Raw genomic sequence first — 23,550 nt, 5'->3', positions numbered from 1 at the left:
AATGTGCTTGGCAGCGTCTATAGCGCTCACTTAAAATTTTCAGGAAACTGGTAGTGTCAAACCAAAAGGTTGCCGATATTTCCGTCTAAAGACATAGTTCGAATAAAAACAATCCCCGCCAATCTGGTTAGGTTAGCGGGAATTGTTAAGATGTTTTTGAGTTGTTATTTACGATTATCTTTTATTGTGGTTTTCAGGCTCGCGACGTTTTAAACCTGCCAATCCAACTAACCCCAACAAACCAAGCCATCCCCAATTATCATTATCATTATCGTCATCATTATTATTAGTAGTTAGCATTTGTGTTCTACCATTGTCGTTTGTGCCCATATTGTTTTGACTGTTTTCAGCAAATGCTACTGCCGCTCCAAAGCTTGAAATCATTAATGCAACAACAACCATTATCTTCATTTTTTTCAACATACCTAAACCACTCCTTTAAATTTGTGTTTGCAATCATTTTTTTAATGTATTTAGGATGCCCAGTAGAACTTATTTCTTATACACACATTAAATCTTCACTACTGGGAATCATAAATTTGTACATCATTAAAATTAAAAAAGGAGTGGTTTTTATAATGGGTATCCTAAGTGGGAATCCAAAAGACGAGCCCATGCATTACGGAGAAGTTTATAGTGTGTGGCAGTTTTCAGCGTTAGCGAAAGGCAGCGTTTCATTTTACCAAGCATGTTTAAACCACGCAGGAGACAAAGAGCTCAAAAAAGTACTGGATGATCTTATTGATCAAGCTAAACTAGAAATCCAAGAATGCGACGCAATGCTTACTGATAATGGGATTGCCCCAGCTCCTATTTTGCCTGAAAGACCCCCTGTAAAACTTGAGGATATCCCGGTTGGTGCAAGGTTTACTGATCCCGAAATCGCAGCTAAAATCGCATCAGATACCTCTGTAGGATTGACATCTTGCAGCCAAGCTATGGGTCAATCCATTAGAGAAGACATCGGGGCTTTATTTGCGAAATATCATCTAACTAAGACTGCTTTGGGAGTCCGTATTCTAAAAATGAACAAAGAAAAGGGTTGGCTAATTCCTCCCCCTCTTCAATTAAAAAGACCTGAACCAGTTAAAGCCTAAAATTCCAGCATAATTCTTCAACACACTGTTCCTTAGATCGTTCAACAAAAATCCCCGCCGACCAGTTAAGGTTTGCGGGGATTTGCTTTGCTTACGTTTAAGCACCTCCGATGGTAACGTAAGGCTGAATACTATTGTGGTGGTTAAGGGCTTGATCCGGCACAGTAACAATAAACAAAAAGCTAGCCGCGAAGATCAGCAGTACCATTTTTTTCAACATTGGTCATCCACACCTTTTCAATAAAATTTAAAAATGCTGCTTTGGTTTCAGGAACCACATAATCCCGAAAATGTAAAAACAAGCCCAAGCAGTTTATAAAATAAGTCTCATTATTTAGTGTATGATAACCTAGTCCCGTAGTGTAGAATTATCCGCTCCATAAATATAGTTATCTTGTTCTAAAGCAAGCAGCCTAATTTTTATGTCCTCTGTGCGCCTCCCCGTCTTTATCTCCAGATCCTTAATAGCCGGCATCTTACGCGGCCTGCTGAAACTAGTAGACTGAACGGCAACGTTAGCTAACGAGCAGGACAGTTCCAATGGAATACAAGCTTTTAGGAAGTTGGCAGAACAATCGTCAACAACAAAGAAATTTATAAAATTATGCTACTCAAGTCTCAAGACCTATTCACCAAATAATTTTAAAATTGAATAGATTGTTTCACAATCAACATTGATATGCGGCGAAGAGGGAATTTAATCGACCAGAAGAGGTCAGTTGTTCCCTCTCCTATTCAGACATCTTACAAAAGAAAAGCACGTTAAATTACTCAGTCGGAGGAATCACTATTTTGAGAAAGCTATCATTCTTTATTGCCATTATCATGTTAGGTGCAATGTTGTCGGCTTGTTCTGCCATTACATCCACCGTGGATCAAGCGTCTGCAGGTGTTACGTCCGGCGAGAGCAAAGAAATCGAAAAATACAATGCGTATGTGAGGCTGAATAACTTGATGACAGGCAGAATCAATGAGGTTCTGGTTCATTATTTTGAGAAGTTCGGAGTTGATTCACAGCCTGTAATCGAGAAGAACTTCAGCTTCATCATGCTCGGCGTTGCTGAAACTGAGCGGGAAGTTATTGATAAAGCGAACGGCTATACCGCAAGCCAACCTGCTTTTGCGAACGCAGACCCCGTAGTGATCAAACTGACACCGGTCATCAATGATCTGTTGTCCGTCCTGGACGAGATGAAAACCTACTATGATACAAAAGGCTACGTGGATGATGATTTCGCAAAAGGAAAACAGCTGCATACCAAGCTGGTAAGTGCCAATCTCGCTTACGAGACTGTCTCCAAACAATACTTCACGGCTATGCAAAAGTTGGGTAACGAGCAGCGTCTGGCTGAACTGCAAAAACTCAAGGATTCAGACCAGCAGATCAGATATAATGCCTTGAAGTTCATGATAGATGCCGAGGCTACGGCCATTGAAATGGATGAGCAGGGTATCACCGCCGACAATGTGCTGCAGCTTGATATGACGAAGTTTAAAGCCAAATACGACATTATGACCGCAGATCTGAGTGCGCTCATGACAATCTCAAAAGACAAGAATCGAGTTCAAAAAGAAGGGATTAACAGCTTCAGTATCAGGAACTATGTTGATTCAGCCACTGAGGCAAAAGCGGCTGCTTCGAAAATCATTGAACGCATCAATAAGAAGGAACCTGTATCTGATTCTGACCTGAACGGCCAGTTCCTGAACACTACGGATGGCACACCTGAGAATTTCAATTATAAGCTAAGCAAGGCAGTCGAACGATATAATGAAATAAATTAAGCGTATCTAACGATAGGGGCTGCGAAAACAAATACGGAGTTCCGGTAACGAAAAAGCTCTGCCAACCATAAGGTTAGCAGGGCTTTTGCTTTAAATTTCTCCAATGGTAACTTGAGGGGGAATGCTATGATGGTGGTTAAAAGCTTGATCCGGCACATTAACCATAAACAAAAAGCTAGCCACAATAAGCAGCAGTACCGATTTTTCCAACATTTTTATCCACACCTTTTCAATAAGATTTAAAAGTGTTAAAAAACATTGGCGATTCAATTACAGGAGAGAACACTAAATAATTGCTCTAATAGGAGGTTTTATTATGATTAAGCGAAAGATGGCATCATTATAAAGCAGAAAAGCGAATCCAAGGGTCTATTCAAGTAAAGAAAGGACAGAGGTGACCGCCCTGTCCTTTCTTTATAGATGAGGATAAACGCGTGATCAGTTTACGGTTCGATTCAAGGTTTACAGATCGACTCTCCAGTTGCCCATCATCTTGGCGACTTCCGGGTCGCGGTACGATAAGAAAAGACTTTCCCGCGTATCGAGGGTCGAAATTTGTTCGATATCGTCCGCACTCAACTCAAAATCAAAAATGTCAAAGTTTTCAACGATCCGCTCTTTTCTCACCGATTTTGGGATTACAACGACTTCACGCTGAACAAGCCAGCGCAATACGACCTGAGCGACGGATTTTTTGTGTTTTTCTGCGATCGAGACCAGCACTTCGTTTCTGAACATGTTGTTAAGTCCCTCAGCGAACGGGGCCCACGACTGATGTTGAACTCTCTGCTCTTTCATAAAAGCTGCGCTCTCTGTCTGCTGGTAGAACGGGTGCGTTTCGATCTGGTTGACGGCGGGCACGATTTCGTTATGAACGATGAGGTCCATAAGGCGGTCGGGTAGGAAGTTGCTGACACCGATCGCCTTAATCTTGCCTTCGCGGTACAGGTCTTCCATCGCACGCCAAGCACCGTAGTAATCGCCGAACGGCTGGTGAATAAGGTACAGATCGAGATAGTCGAGTTGCAGCTTCTTCAAGGATTTGGAAAATGCGAGCTTGGCTCTCTCGTAGCCGGCATCCTGAACCCATAGCTTGGTCGTGATGAACAGCTGCTCACGCGGTACGCCGCTGCGCTTGATCGCACGACCGACCGCTTCCTCATTCAGATAACCGGCGGCGGTGTCGATCAGGCGGTAACCAGCCATCAACGCTTCATATACGGCGTTCTCGCATTCTTCAATATCTGGAACTTGGTAGACACCAAAGCCGATAATCGGCATTTTCACACCATTGTTTAATGTCACGGTTTGCATTCTATTCCTCCCATTGTTCAAATGTAAAGCAAACGGCCGCGGAACTGGGAAATCGGGCACCTCAGTGGGATTCCGCTTACGGTCGACCTGCATTACAATAAACCTATCGCCTTCGTGTTACACGAAGTCAAGCCGTCTTCAAAAAAATTTACTTTTCCAAGGAGGATTCCACATGTATACAGTCAAAGAAGCCGCCCAGATAACGGGACTCACCGAGCACGCTGTACGCTTTTACACGGATAAAGGCCTAGTACCAAGCGTACAGCGCAATCAAAACAACATTCGGATGTTCGACGAAGAATCGATCAACTGGTTACATGGCGTCAAATGTCTCAAGCAATCCGGGATGCCGATTGGAGTCATTAAAATGTACGTCGATTTCTGTCTCGAAGGGGATTCGACCATTCCGCAACGCTACACACTCATGATGGAGCATAAGAAAGCGGCGCTCGTTAAGCTCGAAGAAGCCAAACAGCACGTTGCCCATTTGGAACAAAAAACAGCCCTATATCAGGCCATTCTGGAACACCGTTCTCCAGACACGACCAATCCTGGCAACTGGGATAAAATTCAGCATATGCATAGTGACGTTTTTTACTCGCCCTCTGTTCGGAAGGCTAGAGATCTACGTGAAACACAACTGCTCGAAGAAAATACTCTTTTTTAAACTCCTGGTTAGCTTAGGAGGAACAAGATTTACATCAGTCTAGATTGCACTAACACAGAAGCGTGAGTTCAATGAAAACAGCGACAGTCTAGGACTTTATTTTCTCCGTCCTTTGCTGTCGCTGTTTCAATTTCTAGAGTCAGTCTGCTTTTTTCTAAACTTATATCTTAAATTACTTCTGTTGCTCTAATACTGCGGATTTTAAAATATATTTCAGTATGAATAAGCCTGTAGACTACAATACGTCGTTAGGCAACAGGGGCCTCCACAATTGTAATCATAGTTGCAATGGATTGGGTTGCAACCATCTTTTACAAGAACAGTACATATAAATCGTGGAATAGCAGCATATTACAATTGACCGCTAACTAGAAGGGAACTGTATTTCTATGGTTGACAAGTTAAAAAAATGGCTATTTAAGCAGCCTTCACGATCTAATAGTGGCACGAGCCTTGAGCCAGTTAATGACGAAAAATCGACTGAGCTATCCGAAGAGCTGAGTATCACGCTTAAGGACAACATGACCCTACTGAAGCAGAAAATAGGACATAGCACGGATTTCAACCTTCGTTGTTTGAACGATGAACAGGGCAATCCGGTTCTCGCTGTAGGTTTTCTTCAAGGTTTGATTGATCAACAAATTTTAACGACACTGTTGGAGGAACTCACTGCAGGTATTCGAAATGGAGATGTCTCTAATCGTAATGCTGAAAGTTGGTTGATGAGTCTTATCCCTATTGGGGGTATCACTTGCCTTGAAAATGAGCAATCACTTATCGATGCCGTTCTTTATGGACAGGCAGTTCTCCTCGTCGAAGGCAGATCCAAGGCCTTTGCAGCTTCTATCAGCGGCGGGGCTAAAAGAGCTGTTGAGGAGCCAACATCGCAGACAGTAATTCGCGGTCCTAAAGAAGGGTTTACCGAGGATATTTCCACCAATATCGCACTCCTCCGGAGAAGGATCAAATCAACTGAACTCCACTTTGATTCTCGAATTATCGGATCATACACGCAGACAAAGGTATCGGTGGCATATATTCGAGGCATTGCAGATCCGGAGGTGGTTAAGGAAATCTCCAGACGGTTAGACTCCATCAACACTGACAGTATTCTCGAAAGTGGATATATCGAGGAATTTATTCAAGATGGGGTATGGACACCCTTTCCAACCATGGTTAACACCGAGCGGCCGGATACTGTAGCAGGCAGCTTGCTTGAAGGGCAAGTAGCGATATTGGTTGATGGGACCCCATTTGCCCTGATTGCTCCCGTAACCTTCTTTCGGTTCATCTCTTCCAGTGAGGACTACTACCAACGTTATGATCTAGCATCTTTTCTTCGGATCGTTCGGATGGCATCCTTTTTCTTGGCATTGCTTTTACCCTCATTCTTTATTGCAACAACTACGTTTCACCAGGAAATGCTACCTACAACAATGCTCATCACTTTAGCTGCACAGAGAGAAAATACACCATTGCCAGCCCTACTTGAGGCAATGATAATGGAGCTCACCTTCGAAGTCATCCGCGAAGCAGGAGTACGAATGCCTCGTGCCGTAGGGCCTGCAATCTCTATCGTTGGGGCTTTGGTTCTTGGACAAGCTGCCGTTCAGGCGGGATTGGTTTCCGCAGCTATGGTCATTGTGGTATCATTCACAGCCATCTGCAACTTTGTGTTACCTGCATTCAGTATGGCTGGGTCTGTTCGTTTGCTCAGATTTGGACTTATGCTAATGGCAGGTTTATTGGGGTTATACGGCGTTTTGTCAGTCTTGGTTCCCATCCTCGTTCGATTAGTATCTGTGAATTCGTTTGGCGTTCCTTATATGATGCCGCTCGCACCTTTCTATAAGAGCAATATGAAAGACCTGTTTGTGCGTGTACCTAGGTGGAAGATGAAGAAGCGGCCTGTAATGATTGGGGATTCCAATCCAGTAAAGCAGGCAACGGAACAGGAATCATTTGCAGAACAGGCGGGGGAACACGGCCGAGATCCCATGGCGTAAGGAGGAATCGATATGTCTCAATTAGGCAGGTTGATTTGGGTCTTGGTCATATTATTCATTTTGCCGGGTTGCTGGAACCGAGTCGAACTGAATGAGCTGTGGGTAACTGCAGCTACAGGAGTAGATATGATGGACGATGGACAGTGGATGGTGTCCTATCAGCTTATTGTTCCCTCCGCCCTTGCAAGTGGTACCGGAGGAGGAACCGGAGGGTCTTCTCAACCAGCATTCCATGTATTCTCTGTAAAGTCCAAAACCTATAGCCAGGCGTTATCGTACAGCAATCTAAAAACATCAAGACGAATTTACGTAGCACATAATCGTGTTGTATTTATCGGCAAAAGAGCGGCTGAGAAGGGAATGGACCGTTTAATCGATTTTTATCTTCGTAATACGGAAGCGAGAGAGATGGTCAATATGATTGTAACGGACGGATTAGCATCCGATCTAATAAAAAAATTGTTGCCGCCTGAAAAACTTCAAGGCGCCGCTATGGCTGAATTAGTCGACAAAGAGAGTAATATGTTATCGATGTTTCCAAAAGTCAGGGTATATGATTTTGTATTAAGCATGAACTCGGATTCCAAATCCATCGGGGTACCTGTCGCCGAGTTGATCGGAGAAAGAGACTACCAGAACGAGCAGGAAGCAGAGAGTCTAGATGTCTTCAAAAAAACCTCGGCCCCGCTCAAACTGGCATTGACTAAATTGGCGATATTCCAAAACGGAAAGCTTAAAGGATTTCTCAACAAGAAAGAGAGTCTGGGAGTATCTTATCTGTCTCAAAAGGTTAGCAATACTGAAGTTTCGTTCCCATGCGACGAACAACCCAGTAGGGAAATGTACTCTTCCCTGCTAGTAAACTCAACTAATGTGAAGATCACACCACAAAAAACGAGTTCTCATTACACTATGCAGGTTGGAGTGAAAATTAACGGGACTTTAAGTGAAACAACATGCACTAAGGATATTTCTAAGATGAAAACCATACATGATATGGAAAAAGAGATTGCAAAAGAAGTGATCAGTACGATAAATGAGGGCTGGGATAAACTCCAGGAACTTGGGGTAGATGCAACTGGTTTCGCTGACCGGATTCACCGGAGGTTCCCAAAAGAGTGGAACACAGTGAAAAAAGACTGGGAACAGGAATTCAAGAGGATAGAACTGGACATTCGAGTGGATGCACGGATTAAGCGTCCTGGACTCCTGCAGAAGCATATCGGAAGTCAAACCTAACCCATTTGTAAAAAGGGGCCTAAACAGTATGAATAAAACCGTCACCAGGGTATCCGGGTTAGTTATCGCTTTCTCCTTGTTTCAGGTTGGCAGTACAACATTATTCCTATTGGGAGCTAAAGCCAAGCAGGATGCATGGCTAGCCATGCTGATCGGTGCACTTGCAGGCTTCGTCCTGCTAATCATGTATTTATACATGCATAAGCTTGACCCACACCGGGATTTGTATGAACTCCTATGCCATTATTGGGGAAAATGGGTTGGTAGTCTGGGTGGTCTTCTGTTCATCAGTTACTTTGCTTATGAAGCTTCCAGGAATGTCAGAGACATGGGTGAGCTCGGCGCATTGACATTGCTGAACAGAACCCCTACCGAAGTTATTACGTTTATAGCATTAATTGTCTGTGCCGATGTGGTATGGTTTGGGCCGAGAGTCTGGTTCCTTCTATGTCATATATTTTTTCTTCTGCTTTTTTTTGGTTACAGCACTTTACTCTTGCTTACTCCTTTTACGGGACTCATTCACTTTGAGTTTTTGTTTCCTGTATTGGAGAACGGTTTAACTCCCGTAGTGAAGGCTGCCATTCCCGAGATCATATCTTTTCCCTTCGGTCAGACGATTCTTTTTCTTGTGCTGTTCAAGCTTGTCACGGATAAACGTAAATTACAGCGGTCGATCGTCATTGTTTACTGGATCACTGCTGTGTTCCTTATTGTAATGAATGAGCTAACAATCCTAGTTCTAGGTCCGAAATGGGCAGCATCAAGCACCTATCCCTTATTTGAGGTTACACAACTTATTCAGCTACCAAAAACATTCGAGAGAGCTGATGTTCTGTTTTCGATGATTCTATTTATTGGAATCGGAGTCAAAACAGCTGGTTTTATGTTTGGTGCCGTTATTGGACTTCAAACAATAACCCCTTTTAGATATAAGCCTGCGTTACTGTTGCTGAGCATTATCATATACGGCCTTACGTTTCTCTCCCCAAGGTTAACCGAATTTTTGTGGTTCGGTCTTAATGTTGCTTTGATTCAAATCTGGCCTATCTTTCAGATTGCTCTACCTGTCCTCCTTTTCCTGACCATGCTAATTCGGAAGAAGAAGAGAAGGGCTTATAGTTAGCAGCTACTGTAGTCATGAGCATGTTGATTTTACGCACCGGTTGAAACTTCTTCTACGGAAGGTCGTGTGGCGAAAAACCTGCTAAAACAGGATTTCAAGGCGCACAAACCTAATCAAAAATGGGTCACAGATATCACGCAATATCGTGTAGGGGGTTGCTGGGTATATCTATCTGCGATTAAAGATAATTCAACAATGAAATTGTAGCCCACCAACTCAGCGAACATAACGACAACGAATTGATTGTATAGACGTTCGCCAAAGCCTTTGCCAAGCAAAAAGACGTGACCGGACTGGTCGCTCACAGCGACTAGGGCTTCCAGTACACGTCTCACACTTACCAAGACATGCTGCCAAAGGTTGGCACCCAAATCAGCATGTCTTGTCATTTTACAACTATTTATCTGAGCCTCAGTAATGCGATCTATCTGGTTAACAGACATAGACTTATTCCCTGTCACAATAGCACTTACTATTCCCCTATTCATGCCTGCTATATGCCCGAATTGCGTTAGACTCATGCCCTCTTGTTTTAAGTATCTGTCTAATTCTGCTCGTATCGTAGGTGTATACTTCATGCCATAGCCACCCTTCGCATAGGAATTCCATATTTTCTAAAAACAAAGAAGATTGTCCAGAATCATAAAAAAGCGCGCCATCCAAAAAGCTTGGAAGCCGCGCTGTGCTGGTGAAGAAAATTGAACCCCCGGCCTACGCATTACGAGTGCGTTGAAATAAGGCTTCTATAGCCCGCTTTATTAGAAATAAGCTTCCCGCAGGTAGTATAAATATCCGTATTTCGGTAGAAGATTTGGTAGAAGAAAGTAGCCGAGATAACAAGTACGCGACAGATACTTTAATACTCTCTAAAATACCTCTCTCCGTCTATGTAGAGCATAAAAAGCCCTGCCGACCATAAGGATAGCAGAGCTCACTATCTAATCTGATTTCGGGCAAATCGCGGATGAAAATTGATTAATGTGGGATTCATACATTTTCTCACAGAATTAAATCCAACATGATTTAAGGATGATAACCAAAAGGATATAGAGCACCAAAATTGCCGCTGTAGAAGTCCACACATTGCAAACAGCTGGACCTGCACATCCACTCATTGCTTAGCCCTCCTTTATTTATCGTCACCTTAGTATATGTGTAAATACGTTCTGTGACCGGGCCATTCAGGTAAAAAGAAAGACACACTACCAGTCGGGGTTATTACGTAGTCAGATGTTAAGGAGTTTATCGTCTAATAAAACAAAAATCCCCGCCGACCAGTTAAGGTTTGCGGGGATTTTCGGGACTGATGTTTAAGCTCCTCCAATGGTAACCTGAGGCTGGATACTATGGTGGTTTAAGGCTTGATCCGGCACAGTTATAATAAATAACAAAAAGCTAGCCGCGATAATCAGCAGTACCGTTTTTTTCAACATTAGTCATCCACACCTTTTCAATAAGATTTAAAAAACCAGCTTTGGTTTCAGGAACAGCATAATCCCGAAAATGTAAAAATAGCCCCATACAATTAATGAAATAAGTCTCATTATTTAGTGTATGATAACTTACCGTTGAATACATCAAATGTTTAAAACCATCATTGTAGGAGCCTCGATGTAAATAATAATAAGCTAACTCGTAACCAAACCACGCGATATAGTCCGGTATCACTTGCTGTGTATACATATCATCGGATAGAGGATGTTCAGAAAACGAATTAATCTCCGATTCAAATCGTTTGAGTATTTCGTCTACATCTATGCTATATTGGTTTGCGGCAATTATAACATTGAGTAGTTTTGATATCTTCTCGTTTTCGTTAGTCGCTGATGTGGCTACAATATATTCAACATAATCATGCAGCACATTTATATCTCCTGATAAAAGTTTATATACGTAAGTATTACCTTCTGCCCAACTTTTGAACAAACTAATCCAGTGCCGGGTATCTTCGTCAGTCTCCATTACCCAATCTAAATTAGCGTAGGTGTATGTATAGTCTAGAGCTTGTTGATAATCGCCTTGGGCTTCACAGACGCTAGCACACAACAGGTCAGCATAGGAAATGTATACAAACAATGGACGGCTTAGCTTATCAGTAGAGTCAGTGTGTTCTCGACTGTTCTGTTGATGTTTCAGTGTATATTGGATTTCGGCTTTAGCTCTCATTTTCTTCGCCATTTCGTCAACCTTGTCCCATTTACGCAAAGACCTGTATACGTTCGCTAAATCCTTTAAAGCATCAAGTTGGTCTATTTCATCAAGGCGCTCAACAAAAACTTCAAAAATCGTAGCTGCACTAAGATTACGGCTTTGATCGTCTCCAACTTGAATCGTAAATATACGATATTGACAGACTGCCAATCGTTCTGAATGTTGATATTTCTCCGCTTCAGCTACCCCCTTATAGAGCAGCAATGCAGCCGCATGTCTTCCCTGCGCCAACAATTCTTCTGCAATTTCAAATAGCTTGGGTGAATACAGTAGATTGTCCATGATGGCTCCAACCACTCGACGGATCGCATCCAACTTGTCCAACTCCGCACAGCGAAACAAAAATGGCTCGATTCGCCTCATATTCGGAGGATGGTCGATGATGTAGTTTTCTATGAACAAGTCATAAAAGTGACCTTCTGGTAAACCCATAGCCTCAGTAATTCGATCCAGTTGGTTAACAGACAAAGGCTTGTTTCCTGTCACGATAGCACTTACTGCTCCCCTATTCATATCCGCAATATGACCAAATTGTGTTAGACTCAATCCTTCTTGTTGTAGGTATCTGTCTAATTCTGCTCGAATCGTAGGTGTATGCTTCATGCCATAGCCACCCTTCGCATAGAAATTCCAGTATTTTATAATCATTTACTATTTTTGTCCAGTAATTAACAGTTGTCAATATCTTTTTTTGCGAATCATGTGGAAAAGCCACGTTTGTCATAAGGGCACCCCTGTAAACAAAAAAACACCCCACCGACATTAAGCCAGCAGGGTGTTTCGTATTTCCAAACGCTTGTGATTATTCCTCATTATCTGTAGTTGGACTGTCAGCCGACTTACCATCCACATAAGCCTCAGCCAGAATATAAGCAATCACTGCACCGAATCACGACATTACTATCGTATTTTAGACACAATCGTAAAAGAGCACCCTGACTTTCCGCGGATTCGTTTCTATGATCTAAGACACGCTCATAACAGGGAACTCATGAACACTGAAAAAACCACTTTACTATACTAAAGGTTAGAAGATTGTTAGAAGATTGCCCAGAATCACAAAAAAACACGCCCTCCAAAAAGCTTGGAAGTCACGCTGTGCTTGAGTTGATAGCTATGCTGGTGAAGGGAATTGAACCCCCGGCCTACGCATTACGAGTGCGTTGAAATAGAGTTTTGATGGGGTTTACAAGGCTCCTATATCCTATCCAACAATAAATAAGGTTCCGTTAGGTATTACAGATATCCGTATTTCGGCAGAAGATTTGGTAGAAGAAAATAATTGAGGCAATAAGACGAGACTAATGCCTAATGTTCTCTAAAGTACCCTTCTCCGTCTCCTACAAGCATGATGATCTTCTGATTGCGATCCCACCTCTCCAGATGACAATATCCCGTAGTATAGAATTTTCCGCCCCCATAGAGTTAGGTATCTTGCTCTAAAGCAAGCAACTTTTATGTCCTCCGTGCACTTCCCCGTCTTTATCTCCAGTTCCTTCATGGTGGGCATCCGTCGAGAAGGAAAATCGCGAGCAAAATAAAATAAGTATTAGACTCTCCCTAAAATTGAAACAGCGGCAGCCATGGACCAGAAAATAAAGCCCTAGACTGCCGCTGTTTTATTGAACTATCGTTTCCCGTTACTTTAACGATGTAATCGAACTGAAGCTAAATGCATTAGATCCAAATATCATTGACTGCTGTTAATTCTGACTCAGTCTCGCCAGTGTTTACTACGCCCCTGGGCTCTACCAACATGATATGACACTCCTGGTTAGCGAAAGTTTTGTGTTCGACACCCCTTGGTACAATAAATATCTCTCCTGGGGAAATCTTTACTTGGCCATCGCGGAAATCGATGAACATCTCCCCTTCGAGCACGATAAACACCTCGTCGGTATCTTGATGATCGTGCCATACAAAATCCCCATCTATCTTGACCAATTTAAATTGATAGTCATTCATTTCACCAATGACTTTCGGAGACCAATGTTCATTGAACTTAGATAATTTCTCATTCAGATTAATAATTTGGTAATTAATATTAATATCTCCTTTCTCTTGATATTCAATATACCCCGCTTATCCATTTTAGGCTCACGTAGTTTGAGCGAAGGGTTTGTGGGCAAATAGGTTTCTTCATATGCAAAACGGAATAGGGAGCGCACAAAATGGATGCGGTCCCTAGGCTACTTGGCTTTAATCGATCTGACTGCTTTGCTAGGTATTCCTTCAGCAGATTAATAGTTACCTCGGAAATATCTATATCCCCGAGATTGTTACCAGCATTCTGAACTGCAACGCATATGCTTTCAATGTATTTGGACTAAATCCCTAGATTCGCTTATCCGCTTCATAATGACGCCAAAGTTCGCTTAAAATCATAATAAGACCTCCTGGCAATTAATTCTAGTTTGCTTCTATTAGGAGGTTTAGACTATTTGTTCAACTAGCTTTTCCCATTAGTTGAATCATTAGCTAAGGATCGAATCAAAATCAGTATAATTATTTCACTGATGAGCGTTTCATCAAATTCGTTGAGGAATCGAAACGGTTCGTTCATTTACCACATTTCCCGTGTTTAGAGTAGTTTTTGGTTCGATTAATAGTAAATGGACCTCTTCTTCAGCAATTGGCTGATGTTCAACCCCTTTAGGTATAATAACAAACTCCCCTTCGTTAACAGCTATTTCACCGTCTCTCAAACGGATTAGTAGTCTCCCTTTCCATACGAAGAACATTTCGTCCTCGTGATCATGGTGATGCCAAATGAATTCACCCTTGATCTTTGCCATTTTTACGTATGAATCGTTCAACTCTCCACCTATTCTGGGATTCCAATAATCAATTATTTGCAAAAATTTATCTTGTACATTGACCTTCGAAATCATGAGATTCCCTCCTCATTATTGGTAACGTGTACTGCATTTTGCCCCGGCTAGAATCTCCTTTTCCCCCATTCTCCTCCTCATCATCAGATAACGAGGTACTCAATCACTTGGTTTTGGTGTAAATCCCTCTTATTCACTAAGTTTACATACTGCGATGCATCACGTAAAATTAAAAAATAGTGTATAGATAATCACATTTTGTGATGCAAAAAGGAGAGAGTTGTTTTGGACATTAGATCTTTGGAGGTGTTTAAGGCAGTAGCAATTGAACAAAGCATTACAAAAGCTGCTGAGAAATTGAATTATGTACAGTCCAATGTTACTGCACGAATACAACGTCTTGAGCAAGAGTTGGGCGTTCCCCTGTTATATCGATATCATAAGAAGGTATCCTTAACGCCTGCAGGACGTGAACTGTTGCCGCATGTAAACAAGTTGCTTTACGATTTCGAGGAAGCGATTGAGGCAGTTAAGCTTTCTTCTGCCCCGCGGGGAACTTTGCGCATTGGAGCTATGGAGTCAACTGCTTCTACACGATTGCCATTGATTTTTACACAATATCACAAGAAATTTCCACAAGTAGAATTAAGCTTATATATGGCACCTACTGTAGATCAGGTTAGTACCATTCTCAAATATAAGGTAGACGGCGCATTTGTGGATGGGCCAATTCTTCATCCGGAAATTGTTGAATACCCAGTCTTCGAAGAATCTCTAGTTTTGATTACAACCTACTCTCCGGAACCATTCCAATTAGAATTGATTTTACATGAACCACTGCTTTCGTCATTCGCGCATTGCATCTATTTGGGACGTTGGCAGCGATGGCTAGAGGACAATGGCTATGCTCCTATGAAGGTGATGGAATATGGCACTCTAGAGGGTGTCCTTAAATGCGTTGAAAACGGGTTAGGAGTCACCGTCTTACCAATATCTATGGTTGAATCACGGATGCAGGGAAGACTTAACTGTCATCCATTACCGGAACCGTACAGAACAGTGCCCACTGTGTTTATAAGGCGTCGTGACTCATACATGACCAGTGCTCTCTCACGATTTATGGAGCTGGTGGACATAACTAATCTGTGATTTGTTGCTATTTGCCAACTTAGAGTATTATTCGTAGGTATAATGACTTGTCCCAGAATTTTATCAGTAAATGAAAACAAAAAATGAGAATCTGAAAATAAAGAAAGACTCCATACCGGCTAAATGCCAGCGGAGTCCTTTTTCACATCTACTCTAAATTCAAACTGATTACGGAAGAAATAAGATCCGTTAATCTTAACCGACTCCGGTGTAATATTCTCCACTGCTTTACCGTAATCCACAATATCTATCAAACCCTCGCCCAACGGCTGTACAACATATACTCTTACCTGGCTTAATGCAGCTGCAAATAGTTCTCTATCTGACTTTAACACTTTATATGCATGGTTCATGCTGATCACCTCAACAATTCATTCGATGAATGATGTTGTAATTCCTTTAATGAAATAATCCCCGCCAACCATAATCCCTATTTTCATCGTTATCAGTTTGGTGCCTTATTGAAGCGACAATTTTTCTTTCAAGATCTTTTTAGTAAGGCAGGAAAACAAAAAGACGTTCCCATGATTATCCGAGAACGGCCTTAGCTTTATTTTATTCGGATGTTTGAAGACACCTCTTAAATAACGGCTTTAAATTTCTTGCGGTTCGCCCGTTTTTTATTTCTCACGGACACCCCCAGTTCGATTTTTACCGGGCATATTTTACGGGACTTAGGAGATGAGTATAGCTTTCTTTTACTGCTCCATTTTATTGCATTTCTGTAACCTTCTTCAGTGCGAATATAGAGCTGGAACCGCTGCTTATAGACGATTCTTTTTTTTCTAACAACCAGACAAAAAGTTACTCGGACAGGGCTGAAGCCATACCTGATGGAACCATTCCTGCCGTGCAGAGCCAGAGGGACCCATCTACTTTCACCGGAACCGATTGAAAAAACAGAACTGCCTGTCAGAATATTTTTATCCTTCATCCTGTATTCACCTGAACTGTCGCTTTCACACGATAGATTCCCGGTGGCAAATCGCCAAACAGGTAGAGCCCCCCCTGATTCGTACGCGTAATCTGGATGATCTGTTCCACTCCTGCGGTCAAAGTATAGAGTGCCACTAGCGCATTGGGTATAGCAACACCATTCGCTTGGTCCGTCACGATACCACTTACAGTCCCTGTATTGGCATCCGGATCGGCTGTCAGATTAATATCAAGGGGGACATACTCAGGACTTTGAATTGTTACAGGGACACTTTGGTTGGACAAATACCCGGGTAGAACCGCCTGAATGAAATAGGTACCACTCGGAAGCTCAGCAAACAAATACTGCCCTGATACGTTGGAAGTCACCGTTCCGATCGGAGTAACCGTAGTCCCATCTGTTTGGAATAGACTAACCAAAGCATTATTCACGGGTTCATTATTGGTAATATTCCTTACTATCCCAAACATGGCTCCCGTCGTTGCGGAGAGATCGGGTTGTAAAGTAATAGATACTTGTGTTGGTCTGCCTTGTGTAACTGTTAATGGAATACGGACAGGTGTCAGATAGCCTGGTTCAGATGCAGTGATTAAATAAGAGCCTACTGGAATGTTAGGTATGACAAATAGCCCCTGGGGGTTACTGTTAACATGCTCATATGGCACCCCTTGAGAAGTATATACCTGCACTGTAGCAAAAGGAACCGGATTCCCATTAGGCAGGAGGATTGTTCCCTGCACCACACCAACGGAGGTGATGGACGAGGCTTGAAGTTCTAGATTGACACTCTCTTCTTCGTGCCCATCCAAGGTAAATGGAGCACTTGGCTGAAGTTTGAAAAAGTCAGAAATTGGAATAACCATGACCTCCTTTCACAAAGCTTACAACTCAATATATGCTTGGGAGTTCATAAACGACTGGTCAAACAACCTTACTCATACTTTTTTTAGCGTTACTAACATGATTAGGGCTAATAAGCCTTCTGTCGCGGGGATTTGCTATTTCGCGATAAATTCCACTCGGGTACCATCTTCATATTCATCCAGTTTGTGACCGACCCATGATCCAGCTCCACGATTATCCTTTGGACTTATGTACTTAATGTCTGCACCCTCTCCACCTTCGGAACACATCGCCATAGGCCATTAATCGCGATCCTTGCCCTTCTTGGTGGGTATACCTTTCAGAGATAGTTCACGGTTATGATCGGCTCCCTCTCGGTCTATGGTGCATACTGGTGATTTTCCTGCTGCTATAGCCTCTTTAATGTGCTGGGCTGTTTCGGGATACCGATCTGACGGAAATTGCAGCTTAACCGTGTCCGCCGATACCTGGGTTACTGGAACGGCTACAGGGTCGCTCTTAGTGGTCTTTGCAACTTCTTGTTGTACGCTACAGCCAGCTAATAAGATTGTTATTAGTACGGTGAATATCCATTTTAACATATGTAAACCTCCCTAAACGTAAAAACACCCCACCGGCTTGAGCCAGCGGGGTGCTACCGATGCTTTTATAAGATGAGTATAATTGGTTTGGGTGATTTTGTAAATACAATATATATGTTTATGCCAATTACCTCAGGATAGGTATTCGGTTGTGGTAATTCCTTCAACGACAAAAAAGGTCACATATCAAATTTCTTTTTAACTACACATTAGTTCTTCAGTTTTGGGGATTATAAATAAACAAGGAGAGGTTTTGAAAGGGTACTGTTTAATACACTGTCCTTAGATTCGTTAAAACACACTGTCTCCTCAGATCGTTCAACAAAAATCCCGCCAACCAGTTAAGGTTAGCGGGGATTTGCTTTACTTACTTTTAAGCTCCTCCATGTTGTACTTGAGGCTCTATATCGTGCGAGTGAATAGGTACAGTAACAATAAACAAAAAGCTAGCCGCGATGATCACCAGTGCCATTTTTTTTAACATTGTTCATCCACACCTTTTCAATGAGATTTAAAAATGCTGCTTTGGTTTCAGGAACTGCATGCTCCCGAAAATGTAAAAACAGCCCCATACAATTTATGAAGTAAGTCTCATTATTTAGTGTATGATAACTTACCATTGAATACATCAAATGTTTAAAACCATCATCGTAAAAGCTTCGATGTAAATAATAATGAGCTAACTCGTAACCACACCACGCAAAATAATCTGGTACCACTTGTTGAGTATACATATCACTTGATGAGTGTTGCGATAATGATACCATGTCCGCTTCAAAGCGTTTAATTATATTACTAACATCGATATCATATCGGTTAGCCGCTATCATAATATTCAGCAGTTGGATGACCCTGTCTTCTTCAGTTGTATCCTCCGCCGTATCAATATATTCAACATAATCTTGTAGCATCTTTGTATCTCCGGATAAAAGCTTATTTACAATAACATTAGCTTTTGCCCAGTGCTTAAACAAGCCAATCCAGTGTTGGGTATCTTCATCTGTTTCTTTAACCCAATCTAAATTAGCATAGGCGTATGTATATTGTAGAGCTTGTTGATAATCGCCTTGGGCTTCATAGACACTTGCACACAGCAGGTCAGCATAGGAAATGTATACAAACAAAGGACGAGTCAGCTTCTTAGTAGATTCATTACGTTCTCGACTCCTCTGTTCATGTTTCAAATTATATTGAATTTCCGCTTTAGCTCTCATTATTCTTGCTACTTCCTCAACCTTGTCCCATTTACGCAAAGACCTGTACACGTTAGCTAAATCCTTCAGTGCGTCAAGTTGGTCCATTTCATCCAGACGTTCAATGTAAGGCTCGAACAACGTAGCTGCCTTGAGATTACGACTCTGATCGTCACCGACTTGAATCGCAAATATACGATACTGACAGACTGCCAATCGTTCTGAATGTTGATATTTCTCCGCTTCAGCTACCCCCTTATAGAGCAGCAATGCAGCCGCATGTCTTCCCTGCGCCAACAATTCTTCTGCAATTTCAAATAGCTTGGGTGAATACAGTAGATTGTCCATGATGGCTCCAACCACTCGACGGATCGCATCCAACTTGTCCAACTCCGCACAGCGAAACAAAAATGGCTCGATTCGCCTCATATTCGGAGGATGGTCGATGATGTAGTTTTCTATGAACAAGTCATAAAAGTGACCTTCTGGTAAACCCATAGCCTCAGTAATTCGATCCAGTTGGTTAACAGACAAAGGCTTGTTTCCTGTCACGATAGCACTTACTGCTCCCCTATTCATATCCGCAATATGACCAAATTGTGTTAGACTCAATCCTTCTTGTTGTAGGTATCTGTCTAATTCTGCTCGAATCGTAGGTGTATGCTTCATGCCATAGCCACCCTTCGCATAGAAATTCCAGTATTTTATAATCATTTACTATTTTTGTCCAGTAATTAACAGTTGTCAATATCTTTTTTTGCGAATCATGTGGAAAAGCCACGTTTGTCATAAGGGCACCCCTGTAAACAAAAAAACACCCCACCGACATTAAGCCAGCAGGGTGTTTCGTATTTCCAAACGCTTGTGATTATTCCTCATTATCTGTAGTTGGACTGTCAGCCGACTTACCATCCACATAAGCCTCAGCCAGAATGTAAGCAATCACTGCACCGAATGCACAACATTACTATCGTATTTTGGACACAATCGTAAAAGAGCACCCTGACTTTCCGCGGATTCGTTTCTATGATCTAAGACACGCTCATAACAGGGAACTCATGAACACTGAAAAAACCACTTTACTATACTAAAGGTTAGAAGATTGTTAGAAGATTGCCCAGAATCACAAAAAAGCGCGCCCTCCAAAAAGCTTGGAAGCCGCGCTGTGCTTGAGATGATAGCTATGCTGGTGAAGGGAATTGAACCCCCGGCCTACGCATTACGAGTGCGTTGCTCTACCCCTGAGCTACACCAGCAGGTCAGTGTAACTGACAACAAAAACTATTATACTCTTAGTTACATAAAAATCAATCACTTACATCAACTTTTTCAACTAGGATTTGGATTTAATTCGGTAACATTTCCTGTCGCGGTGCCAGATAGTTTCTCTGCGACGGAACGGAGCTTTTGGTGACTGGAGGAAGGCTTGTCACGGCGATCATCAATTTTAACCGAGGTGGAAACACGCTTGGCTCCAGACAGGAATGGCGCTTCGTGCAGCGCAGCAATGGCGGTGAACACATCGTCCAACGAACCTTCAATAATCGTACTCATGGAGGTAAGCTCATAGGTAATTCCTTTTTGCGTCTTCAACACTTTTTGCATCTGGGCAACGTAGTCGCTCAGGCTTGTACTCCCCGTCCCAATCGGGATCACTGTCACTTCTGCAATAGCCATCGCCAAGTTCCTCCTTTAATTTAAAATCGTCGCTTCTTTAAAAATCTAAAATCTTAGTCCGATAGAGCGAGCAACCTGATTTCACAAAAATAGTTCATATGTATGCTGCTTGTTTCTGTAGGAAACATCTTTATCATTCATTGTACCGTTCAAACTGCCTCAATTCAAATACAGCCCGCGACTTCTCTGCATATTTTGATTTTCCATTCCTTTTCCTTTACGTATGGCTTCGAATGTTGCTATAATACTCCTTGCACTTATTTGAAATTTTAAGTTTATATACACAATATGTTGGGTTAAATATTCATAACACGTCTAAATATAGTGATGTAGCCGATAAATCGTACGGGAACCATCTTTTCCCCCTTCATTGGCAGGTGCATCGCTATTTCTATGTTATTGGATTACATACAGCCCCCAAATGCTGTCTGACCATCGCTTTTTTCGCCATTATCTTCTCATCATGATCATTTTCATGCCTATTCCCAAGTATGATTCCAAATCAGGAAAGCGAGGAATTAATCCTATGCCACAACTCGTAACCAAACCAAACAATCGCCAGTTGGCTTTTGATGAAATACGCATTTCCGTATATGCCGACCGTGTACTCAGCGGGCTGGACAAGCTGGATAAAGATCGTCTCATTCGTGGTGTAACTAGCAAACTGCGCCGGGACGAAGTCACGGGGGATGACATTAGCAACGCGTTTGCGATGGCTGCACTTGAATTGGTTAGTAAGGAAGAACCGGACTGGAAATTTGCCGCTGCGCGTGCTTTGCTCACTTCCTTGTATAAAAAAGCGGCCACTCACCGCCGTTATAAATCCTATGCGGACGAGCCTTACGGTGCTTTTTATCCACTGATCACTGATTTGGTCCAAAAAGGAATTTACCGTCAAGAACTGCTCGACTACTATACCAAGGAGCAGATTGATGAGTTGGGTGATTCCATATTGCCGAAAAATGATCTGTTGTTCGATTATATCGGGCTGTTAACGCTGTCTGAGCGCTATTTGGCCAATGATTTTGACGGACGCGTAATGGAACTGCCGCAGGAACGCTACATGATCATCGCGATGTACCTGATGCACCAAGAGCCTGCCGACAAGCGGATGGAGCTGGTCAAGGAAGCATACTGGGCGATGAGCAACATGTACATGACAGCAGCTACACCAACCATGTCCAATGCCGGAAAAAAGGTGGCCGGACAGCTCTCCAGCTGCTTTATCGACACCGTAGACGACTCGTTGGAAGGCATTTTCGACTCCAATACGGATGTAGCCCGTCTTAGCAAAATGGGCGGCGGCATCGGCGTATACCTCGGTAAAGTACGGGCGCGTGGCTCCGATATCCGTGGACATAAAAATACAAGTTCCGGCGTCATTCCGTGGATTCGCCAGTTGAACAATACAGCTGTTAGCGTAGACCAATTGGGTACTCGCAAAGGTGCAATTGCCGTATATCTGGACGTATTCCACAAGGACATCCTCGCGTTCCTTGACCTGAAGCTGAACAACGGTGACGAGCGGATGCGTGCACATGACGTGTTCCATGGCGTATGTCTGCCTGATCTGTTCATGGAGCGGGTCGAAGCACGGGGTGAATGGAATCTGTTCTGTCCGCATGAAGTGAAGAAAGTGATGGGCTGGAAAGATGACAAGGGTCGTCCACTGGGCCTGGAAGATTTTTATGATGAAACCTTCGGTTCAGGTACCTTCCGCGAAAAGTATGAGGAGGCGTCACAGCATCCCATTCTCTCTCGTATTACAGTGCCTGCCATCGACATTATGAAGCGCCTGATGAAGTCACAACTGGAAACAGGTACACCGTACATGTTCTATCGTGATACGGTAAACCGGGCGAACCCGAACCGCGCCCATGGTATGGTATATTCCTCCAACCTGTGTACGGAAATTATGCAAAACCAATCTGCAACTGTAGTAGAAAAAGAAGAATTGGTCACCAAGGACGGACAAACACGCATCGTTATTTCCAAAATTCCTGGCGACTTTGTGGTGTGCAACCTGAATTCCATCCATCTGGCTCGTGCGGTTCCGGCAGGTGTGCTGGATCGCCTCGTACCGATTCAGGTACGTATGCTGGATAATGTTATTGATATCAACAACATTGAAGTACTACAAGCACAATATACGAACAGCCAATATCGCGCTGTCGGTCTGGGTACATTTGGACTGCATCATCTACTCGCACTGGAAGGTATCCGTTGGGAATCCGATGAAGCGGTAACCTATAACGATCATTTGTATGAAAAAATTAACTACCTGGCAGTCAAATCCAGCATGGAGCTAGCGAAAGAAAAAGGCCGTTATGCCAAATTCGAGGGTTCTGACTGGTCTACTGGGCACTATTTCACTTCCCGTGGCTATACGGATGGTACACGTGAAGGCAAATTTGTCACTACGTCCGAGTGGAGCGAGCTTGCAGAAGAAGTCCAACAAAATGGTGTCCGCAACGCATGGCTGTTCGCCATCGCGCCTAACGGGTCCACGTCTATTATTGCAGGCTCTACCGCCAGCATTGATCCATTGTACGAGCTGCTTTCTTATGAAGAGAAAACAACTTACAAGATTGCTAACCCTGCACCGGATTTGAACGAAAAAACCATCTGGTACTACAAGACGGCTTTCTTGCTGGATCAACACGCTTCGATCAACATGGCTTCTGCACGTCAGCGTCATATTGACCAGGGCCAAAGCTTTAACCTGTATGTACGGCCTGATATTAAAGCAACTGAATTTTTAGAGCTGCACATCCATGCCTGGAAATCAGGTATGAAATCGACCTATTATGTACGTAGCCGCGCACTGACGATTGAAGAATGTGATAGCTGCGCATCCTAAACTAAAGGAGAGA

Annotated in this window: 20 protein-coding genes, 1 tRNA gene and 3 pseudogenes; 8 read left to right on the top strand and 16 right to left on the bottom strand. The window is 42.8% G+C overall.

Annotated features, from left to right (window positions below; all coding sequences use genetic code 11):
* Nucleotides 1–174: 174 nt before the first annotated feature.
* Nucleotides 175–423 (bottom strand): WGxxGxxG family protein, encoded by a 249-nt coding sequence (locus tag ACWGXJ_RS02435; protein WP_322172646.1) that lies wholly within the window; start codon nt 421–423, stop codon nt 175–177.
* 155 nt (nt 424–578) lie between these two features.
* Here ACWGXJ_RS02435 and ACWGXJ_RS02430 point away from each other — a divergent pair, with 155 nt between their 5' ends.
* Nucleotides 579–1,097, top strand: coding sequence for a DUF3231 family protein (locus ACWGXJ_RS02430; RefSeq protein ID WP_452567851.1), 519 nt, complete (start codon nt 579–581; stop codon nt 1,095–1,097).
* Nucleotides 1,098–1,279: 182 nt separating this feature from the next.
* Here ACWGXJ_RS02430 and ACWGXJ_RS02425 read toward each other — a convergent pair.
* Nucleotides 1,280–1,444, bottom strand: a pseudogene (locus ACWGXJ_RS02425) (transcriptional regulator); the annotation flags it as partial.
* Nucleotides 1,445–1,889: 445 nt separating this feature from the next.
* Between ACWGXJ_RS02425 and ACWGXJ_RS02420 the strand changes: the two are divergent.
* Entirely contained in the window at nt 1,890–2,882 is a 993-nt protein-coding gene (locus tag ACWGXJ_RS02420; RefSeq protein ID WP_322172648.1) for a YiiG family protein, read from the top strand.
* Nucleotides 2,883–2,972: 90 nt separating this feature from the next.
* Here the strand turns inward: ACWGXJ_RS02420 and ACWGXJ_RS02415 are convergent, their stop codons facing one another.
* The gene (locus ACWGXJ_RS02415) at nt 2,973–3,095 is read right to left on the bottom strand and encodes a hypothetical protein (protein WP_452566085.1); all 123 of its coding nucleotides are present in this window, start codon (nt 3,093–3,095) and stop codon (nt 2,973–2,975) included.
* Nucleotides 3,096–3,344: 249 nt separating this feature from the next.
* Complete coding sequence (locus tag ACWGXJ_RS02410) at nt 3,345–4,196, bottom strand: aldo/keto reductase (RefSeq protein ID WP_069290953.1); 852 nt, start codon at nt 4,194–4,196, stop codon at nt 3,345–3,347.
* A 172-nt stretch (nt 4,197–4,368) separates the two neighbouring features.
* Between ACWGXJ_RS02410 and ACWGXJ_RS02405 the strand changes: the two genes are divergently transcribed.
* The 4 genes from ACWGXJ_RS02405 to ACWGXJ_RS02390 all read left to right on the top strand — a co-directional run bounded on the left by ACWGXJ_RS02405 (nt 4,369) and on the right by ACWGXJ_RS02390 (nt 9,234).
* Entirely contained in the window at nt 4,369–4,863 is a 495-nt protein-coding gene (locus ACWGXJ_RS02405; RefSeq protein WP_061830029.1) for a MerR family transcriptional regulator, read from the top strand.
* Between the two features lie 389 nt (nt 4,864–5,252).
* Nucleotides 5,253–6,869 carry a spore germination protein gene (locus tag ACWGXJ_RS02400; protein ID WP_452566084.1) on the top strand — a complete coding sequence of 539 codons (1,617 nt, stop codon included), beginning with the start codon at nt 5,253–5,255 and terminating at the stop codon, nt 6,867–6,869.
* Nucleotides 6,870–6,881: 12 nt separating this feature from the next.
* A complete protein-coding gene (locus ACWGXJ_RS02395; RefSeq protein WP_452566083.1) occupies nt 6,882–8,108 on the top strand; it encodes a Ger(x)C family spore germination protein in 1,227 nt (408 codons plus the stop codon).
* Nucleotides 8,109–8,136: 28 nt separating this feature from the next.
* Complete coding sequence (locus ACWGXJ_RS02390) at nt 8,137–9,234, top strand: GerAB/ArcD/ProY family transporter (RefSeq protein ID WP_452566082.1); 1,098 nt, start codon at nt 8,137–8,139, stop codon at nt 9,232–9,234.
* A gap of 407 nt (nt 9,235–9,641) precedes the next feature.
* Here ACWGXJ_RS02390 and ACWGXJ_RS02385 read toward each other — a convergent pair.
* From ACWGXJ_RS02385 to ACWGXJ_RS02365, 5 genes and pseudogenes are all read right to left on the bottom strand, one after another.
* Nucleotides 9,642–9,812: pseudogene (locus tag ACWGXJ_RS02385) on the bottom strand (transcriptional regulator); the annotation flags it as partial.
* A 429-nt stretch (nt 9,813–10,241) separates the two neighbouring features.
* A complete protein-coding gene (locus ACWGXJ_RS02380) occupies nt 10,242–10,349 on the bottom strand; it encodes a YjcZ family sporulation protein (RefSeq protein WP_226887801.1) in 108 nt (35 codons plus the stop codon).
* A gap of 280 nt (nt 10,350–10,629) precedes the next feature.
* On the bottom strand, nt 10,630–12,048 hold the full coding sequence (locus ACWGXJ_RS02375) for a transcriptional regulator (RefSeq protein WP_452566081.1): 1,419 nt from the start codon (nt 12,046–12,048) through the stop codon (nt 10,630–10,632).
* A 1,074-nt stretch (nt 12,049–13,122) separates the two neighbouring features.
* Entirely contained in the window at nt 13,123–13,488 is a 366-nt protein-coding gene (locus ACWGXJ_RS02370; protein WP_250268990.1) for a cupin domain-containing protein, read from the bottom strand.
* A gap of 485 nt (nt 13,489–13,973) precedes the next feature.
* The gene (locus ACWGXJ_RS02365; RefSeq protein WP_013308297.1) at nt 13,974–14,336 is read right to left on the bottom strand and encodes a cupin domain-containing protein; all 363 of its coding nucleotides are present in this window, start codon (nt 14,334–14,336) and stop codon (nt 13,974–13,976) included.
* 225 nt (nt 14,337–14,561) lie between these two features.
* Here ACWGXJ_RS02365 and ACWGXJ_RS02360 point away from each other — a divergent pair, with 225 nt between their 5' ends.
* Complete coding sequence (locus tag ACWGXJ_RS02360) at nt 14,562–15,425, top strand: LysR family transcriptional regulator (protein WP_452566080.1); 864 nt, start codon at nt 14,562–14,564, stop codon at nt 15,423–15,425.
* A 119-nt stretch (nt 15,426–15,544) separates the two neighbouring features.
* Here the strand turns inward: ACWGXJ_RS02360 and ACWGXJ_RS02355 are convergent, their stop codons facing one another.
* The 7 genes and pseudogenes from ACWGXJ_RS02355 to ACWGXJ_RS02325 form a co-directional block, all read right to left on the bottom strand.
* Nucleotides 15,545–15,778: a hypothetical protein gene (locus ACWGXJ_RS02355; protein WP_452566079.1), complete on the bottom strand. Its 234-nt coding sequence runs from the start codon at nt 15,776–15,778 to the stop codon at nt 15,545–15,547.
* 227 nt (nt 15,779–16,005) lie between these two features.
* Nucleotides 16,006–16,359: a hypothetical protein gene (locus ACWGXJ_RS02350; RefSeq protein ID WP_452566078.1), complete on the bottom strand. Its 354-nt coding sequence runs from the start codon at nt 16,357–16,359 to the stop codon at nt 16,006–16,008.
* Nucleotides 16,356–17,225, bottom strand: a complete 870-nt coding sequence (locus ACWGXJ_RS02345; protein ID WP_452566077.1) for an MSCRAMM family protein — start codon at nt 17,223–17,225, stop codon at nt 16,356–16,358. Before ACWGXJ_RS02345 ends, ACWGXJ_RS02350 begins: the two co-directional genes overlap by 4 nt.
* A 135-nt stretch (nt 17,226–17,360) precedes the next feature.
* Nucleotides 17,361–17,807 (bottom strand): annotated as a pseudogene (locus ACWGXJ_RS02340) (NucA/NucB deoxyribonuclease domain-containing protein).
* A 446-nt stretch (nt 17,808–18,253) separates the two neighbouring features.
* Complete coding sequence (locus ACWGXJ_RS02335) at nt 18,254–19,669, bottom strand: transcriptional regulator (RefSeq protein WP_452566076.1); 1,416 nt, start codon at nt 19,667–19,669, stop codon at nt 18,254–18,256.
* Between the two features lie 515 nt (nt 19,670–20,184).
* Nucleotides 20,185–20,256: transfer RNA gene (locus ACWGXJ_RS02330), tRNA-Thr, on the bottom strand.
* Nucleotides 20,257–20,329: 73 nt separating this feature from the next.
* Nucleotides 20,330–20,677, bottom strand: a complete 348-nt coding sequence (locus ACWGXJ_RS02325) for an MTH1187 family thiamine-binding protein (protein ID WP_013308518.1) — start codon at nt 20,675–20,677, stop codon at nt 20,330–20,332.
* Between the two features lie 526 nt (nt 20,678–21,203).
* On the opposite strand from ACWGXJ_RS02325, the gene ACWGXJ_RS02320 reads away from it, so the two are divergent.
* The gene (locus tag ACWGXJ_RS02320; protein ID WP_165178832.1) at nt 21,204–23,537 is read left to right on the top strand and encodes a ribonucleoside-diphosphate reductase subunit alpha; all 2,334 of its coding nucleotides are present in this window, start codon (nt 21,204–21,206) and stop codon (nt 23,535–23,537) included.
* Nucleotides 23,538–23,550 lie beyond the last annotated feature (13 nt).

This window comes from Paenibacillus sp. S33 (assembly GCF_053615415.1).
This window is presented reverse-complemented; position numbering and strand designations above follow the sequence as displayed.

Coding starts and splice junctions, on each gene's coding strand:
- ACWGXJ_RS02390 (WP_452566082.1), top strand. CDS start 8,137: ATGAATAAAACCGTCACCAGGGTATCCGGGTTAGTTATCGCTTTCTCC.
- ACWGXJ_RS02320 (WP_165178832.1), top strand. CDS start 21,204: ATGCCACAACTCGTAACCAAACCAAACAATCGCCAGTTGGCTTTTGAT.
- ACWGXJ_RS02380 (WP_226887801.1), bottom strand. CDS start 10,349: ATGAGTGGATGTGCAGGTCCAGCTGTTTGCAATGTGTGGACTTCTACA.
- ACWGXJ_RS02395 (WP_452566083.1), top strand. CDS start 6,882: ATGTCTCAATTAGGCAGGTTGATTTGGGTCTTGGTCATATTATTCATT.
- ACWGXJ_RS02435 (WP_322172646.1), bottom strand. CDS start 423: ATGTTGAAAAAAATGAAGATAATGGTTGTTGTTGCATTAATGATTTCA.
- ACWGXJ_RS02415 (WP_452566085.1), bottom strand. CDS start 3,095: ATGTTGGAAAAATCGGTACTGCTGCTTATTGTGGCTAGCTTTTTGTTT.
- ACWGXJ_RS02325 (WP_013308518.1), bottom strand. CDS start 20,677: ATGGCTATTGCAGAAGTGACAGTGATCCCGATTGGGACGGGGAGTACA.
- ACWGXJ_RS02430 (WP_452567851.1), top strand. CDS start 579: ATGGGTATCCTAAGTGGGAATCCAAAAGACGAGCCCATGCATTACGGA.
- ACWGXJ_RS02410 (WP_069290953.1), bottom strand. CDS start 4,196: ATGCAAACCGTGACATTAAACAATGGTGTGAAAATGCCGATTATCGGC.
- ACWGXJ_RS02355 (WP_452566079.1), bottom strand. CDS start 15,778: ATGAACCATGCATATAAAGTGTTAAAGTCAGATAGAGAACTATTTGCA.
- ACWGXJ_RS02405 (WP_061830029.1), top strand. CDS start 4,369: ATGTATACAGTCAAAGAAGCCGCCCAGATAACGGGACTCACCGAGCAC.
- ACWGXJ_RS02350 (WP_452566078.1), bottom strand. CDS start 16,359: ATGAAGGATAAAAATATTCTGACAGGCAGTTCTGTTTTTTCAATCGGT.
- ACWGXJ_RS02345 (WP_452566077.1), bottom strand. CDS start 17,225: ATGGTTATTCCAATTTCTGACTTTTTCAAACTTCAGCCAAGTGCTCCA.
- ACWGXJ_RS02335 (WP_452566076.1), bottom strand. CDS start 19,669: ATGAAGCATACACCTACGATTCGAGCAGAATTAGACAGATACCTACAA.
- ACWGXJ_RS02375 (WP_452566081.1), bottom strand. CDS start 12,048: ATGAAGCATACACCTACGATTCGAGCAGAATTAGACAGATACCTACAA.
- ACWGXJ_RS02400 (WP_452566084.1), top strand. CDS start 5,253: ATGGTTGACAAGTTAAAAAAATGGCTATTTAAGCAGCCTTCACGATCT.
- ACWGXJ_RS02365 (WP_013308297.1), bottom strand. CDS start 14,336: ATGATTTCGAAGGTCAATGTACAAGATAAATTTTTGCAAATAATTGAT.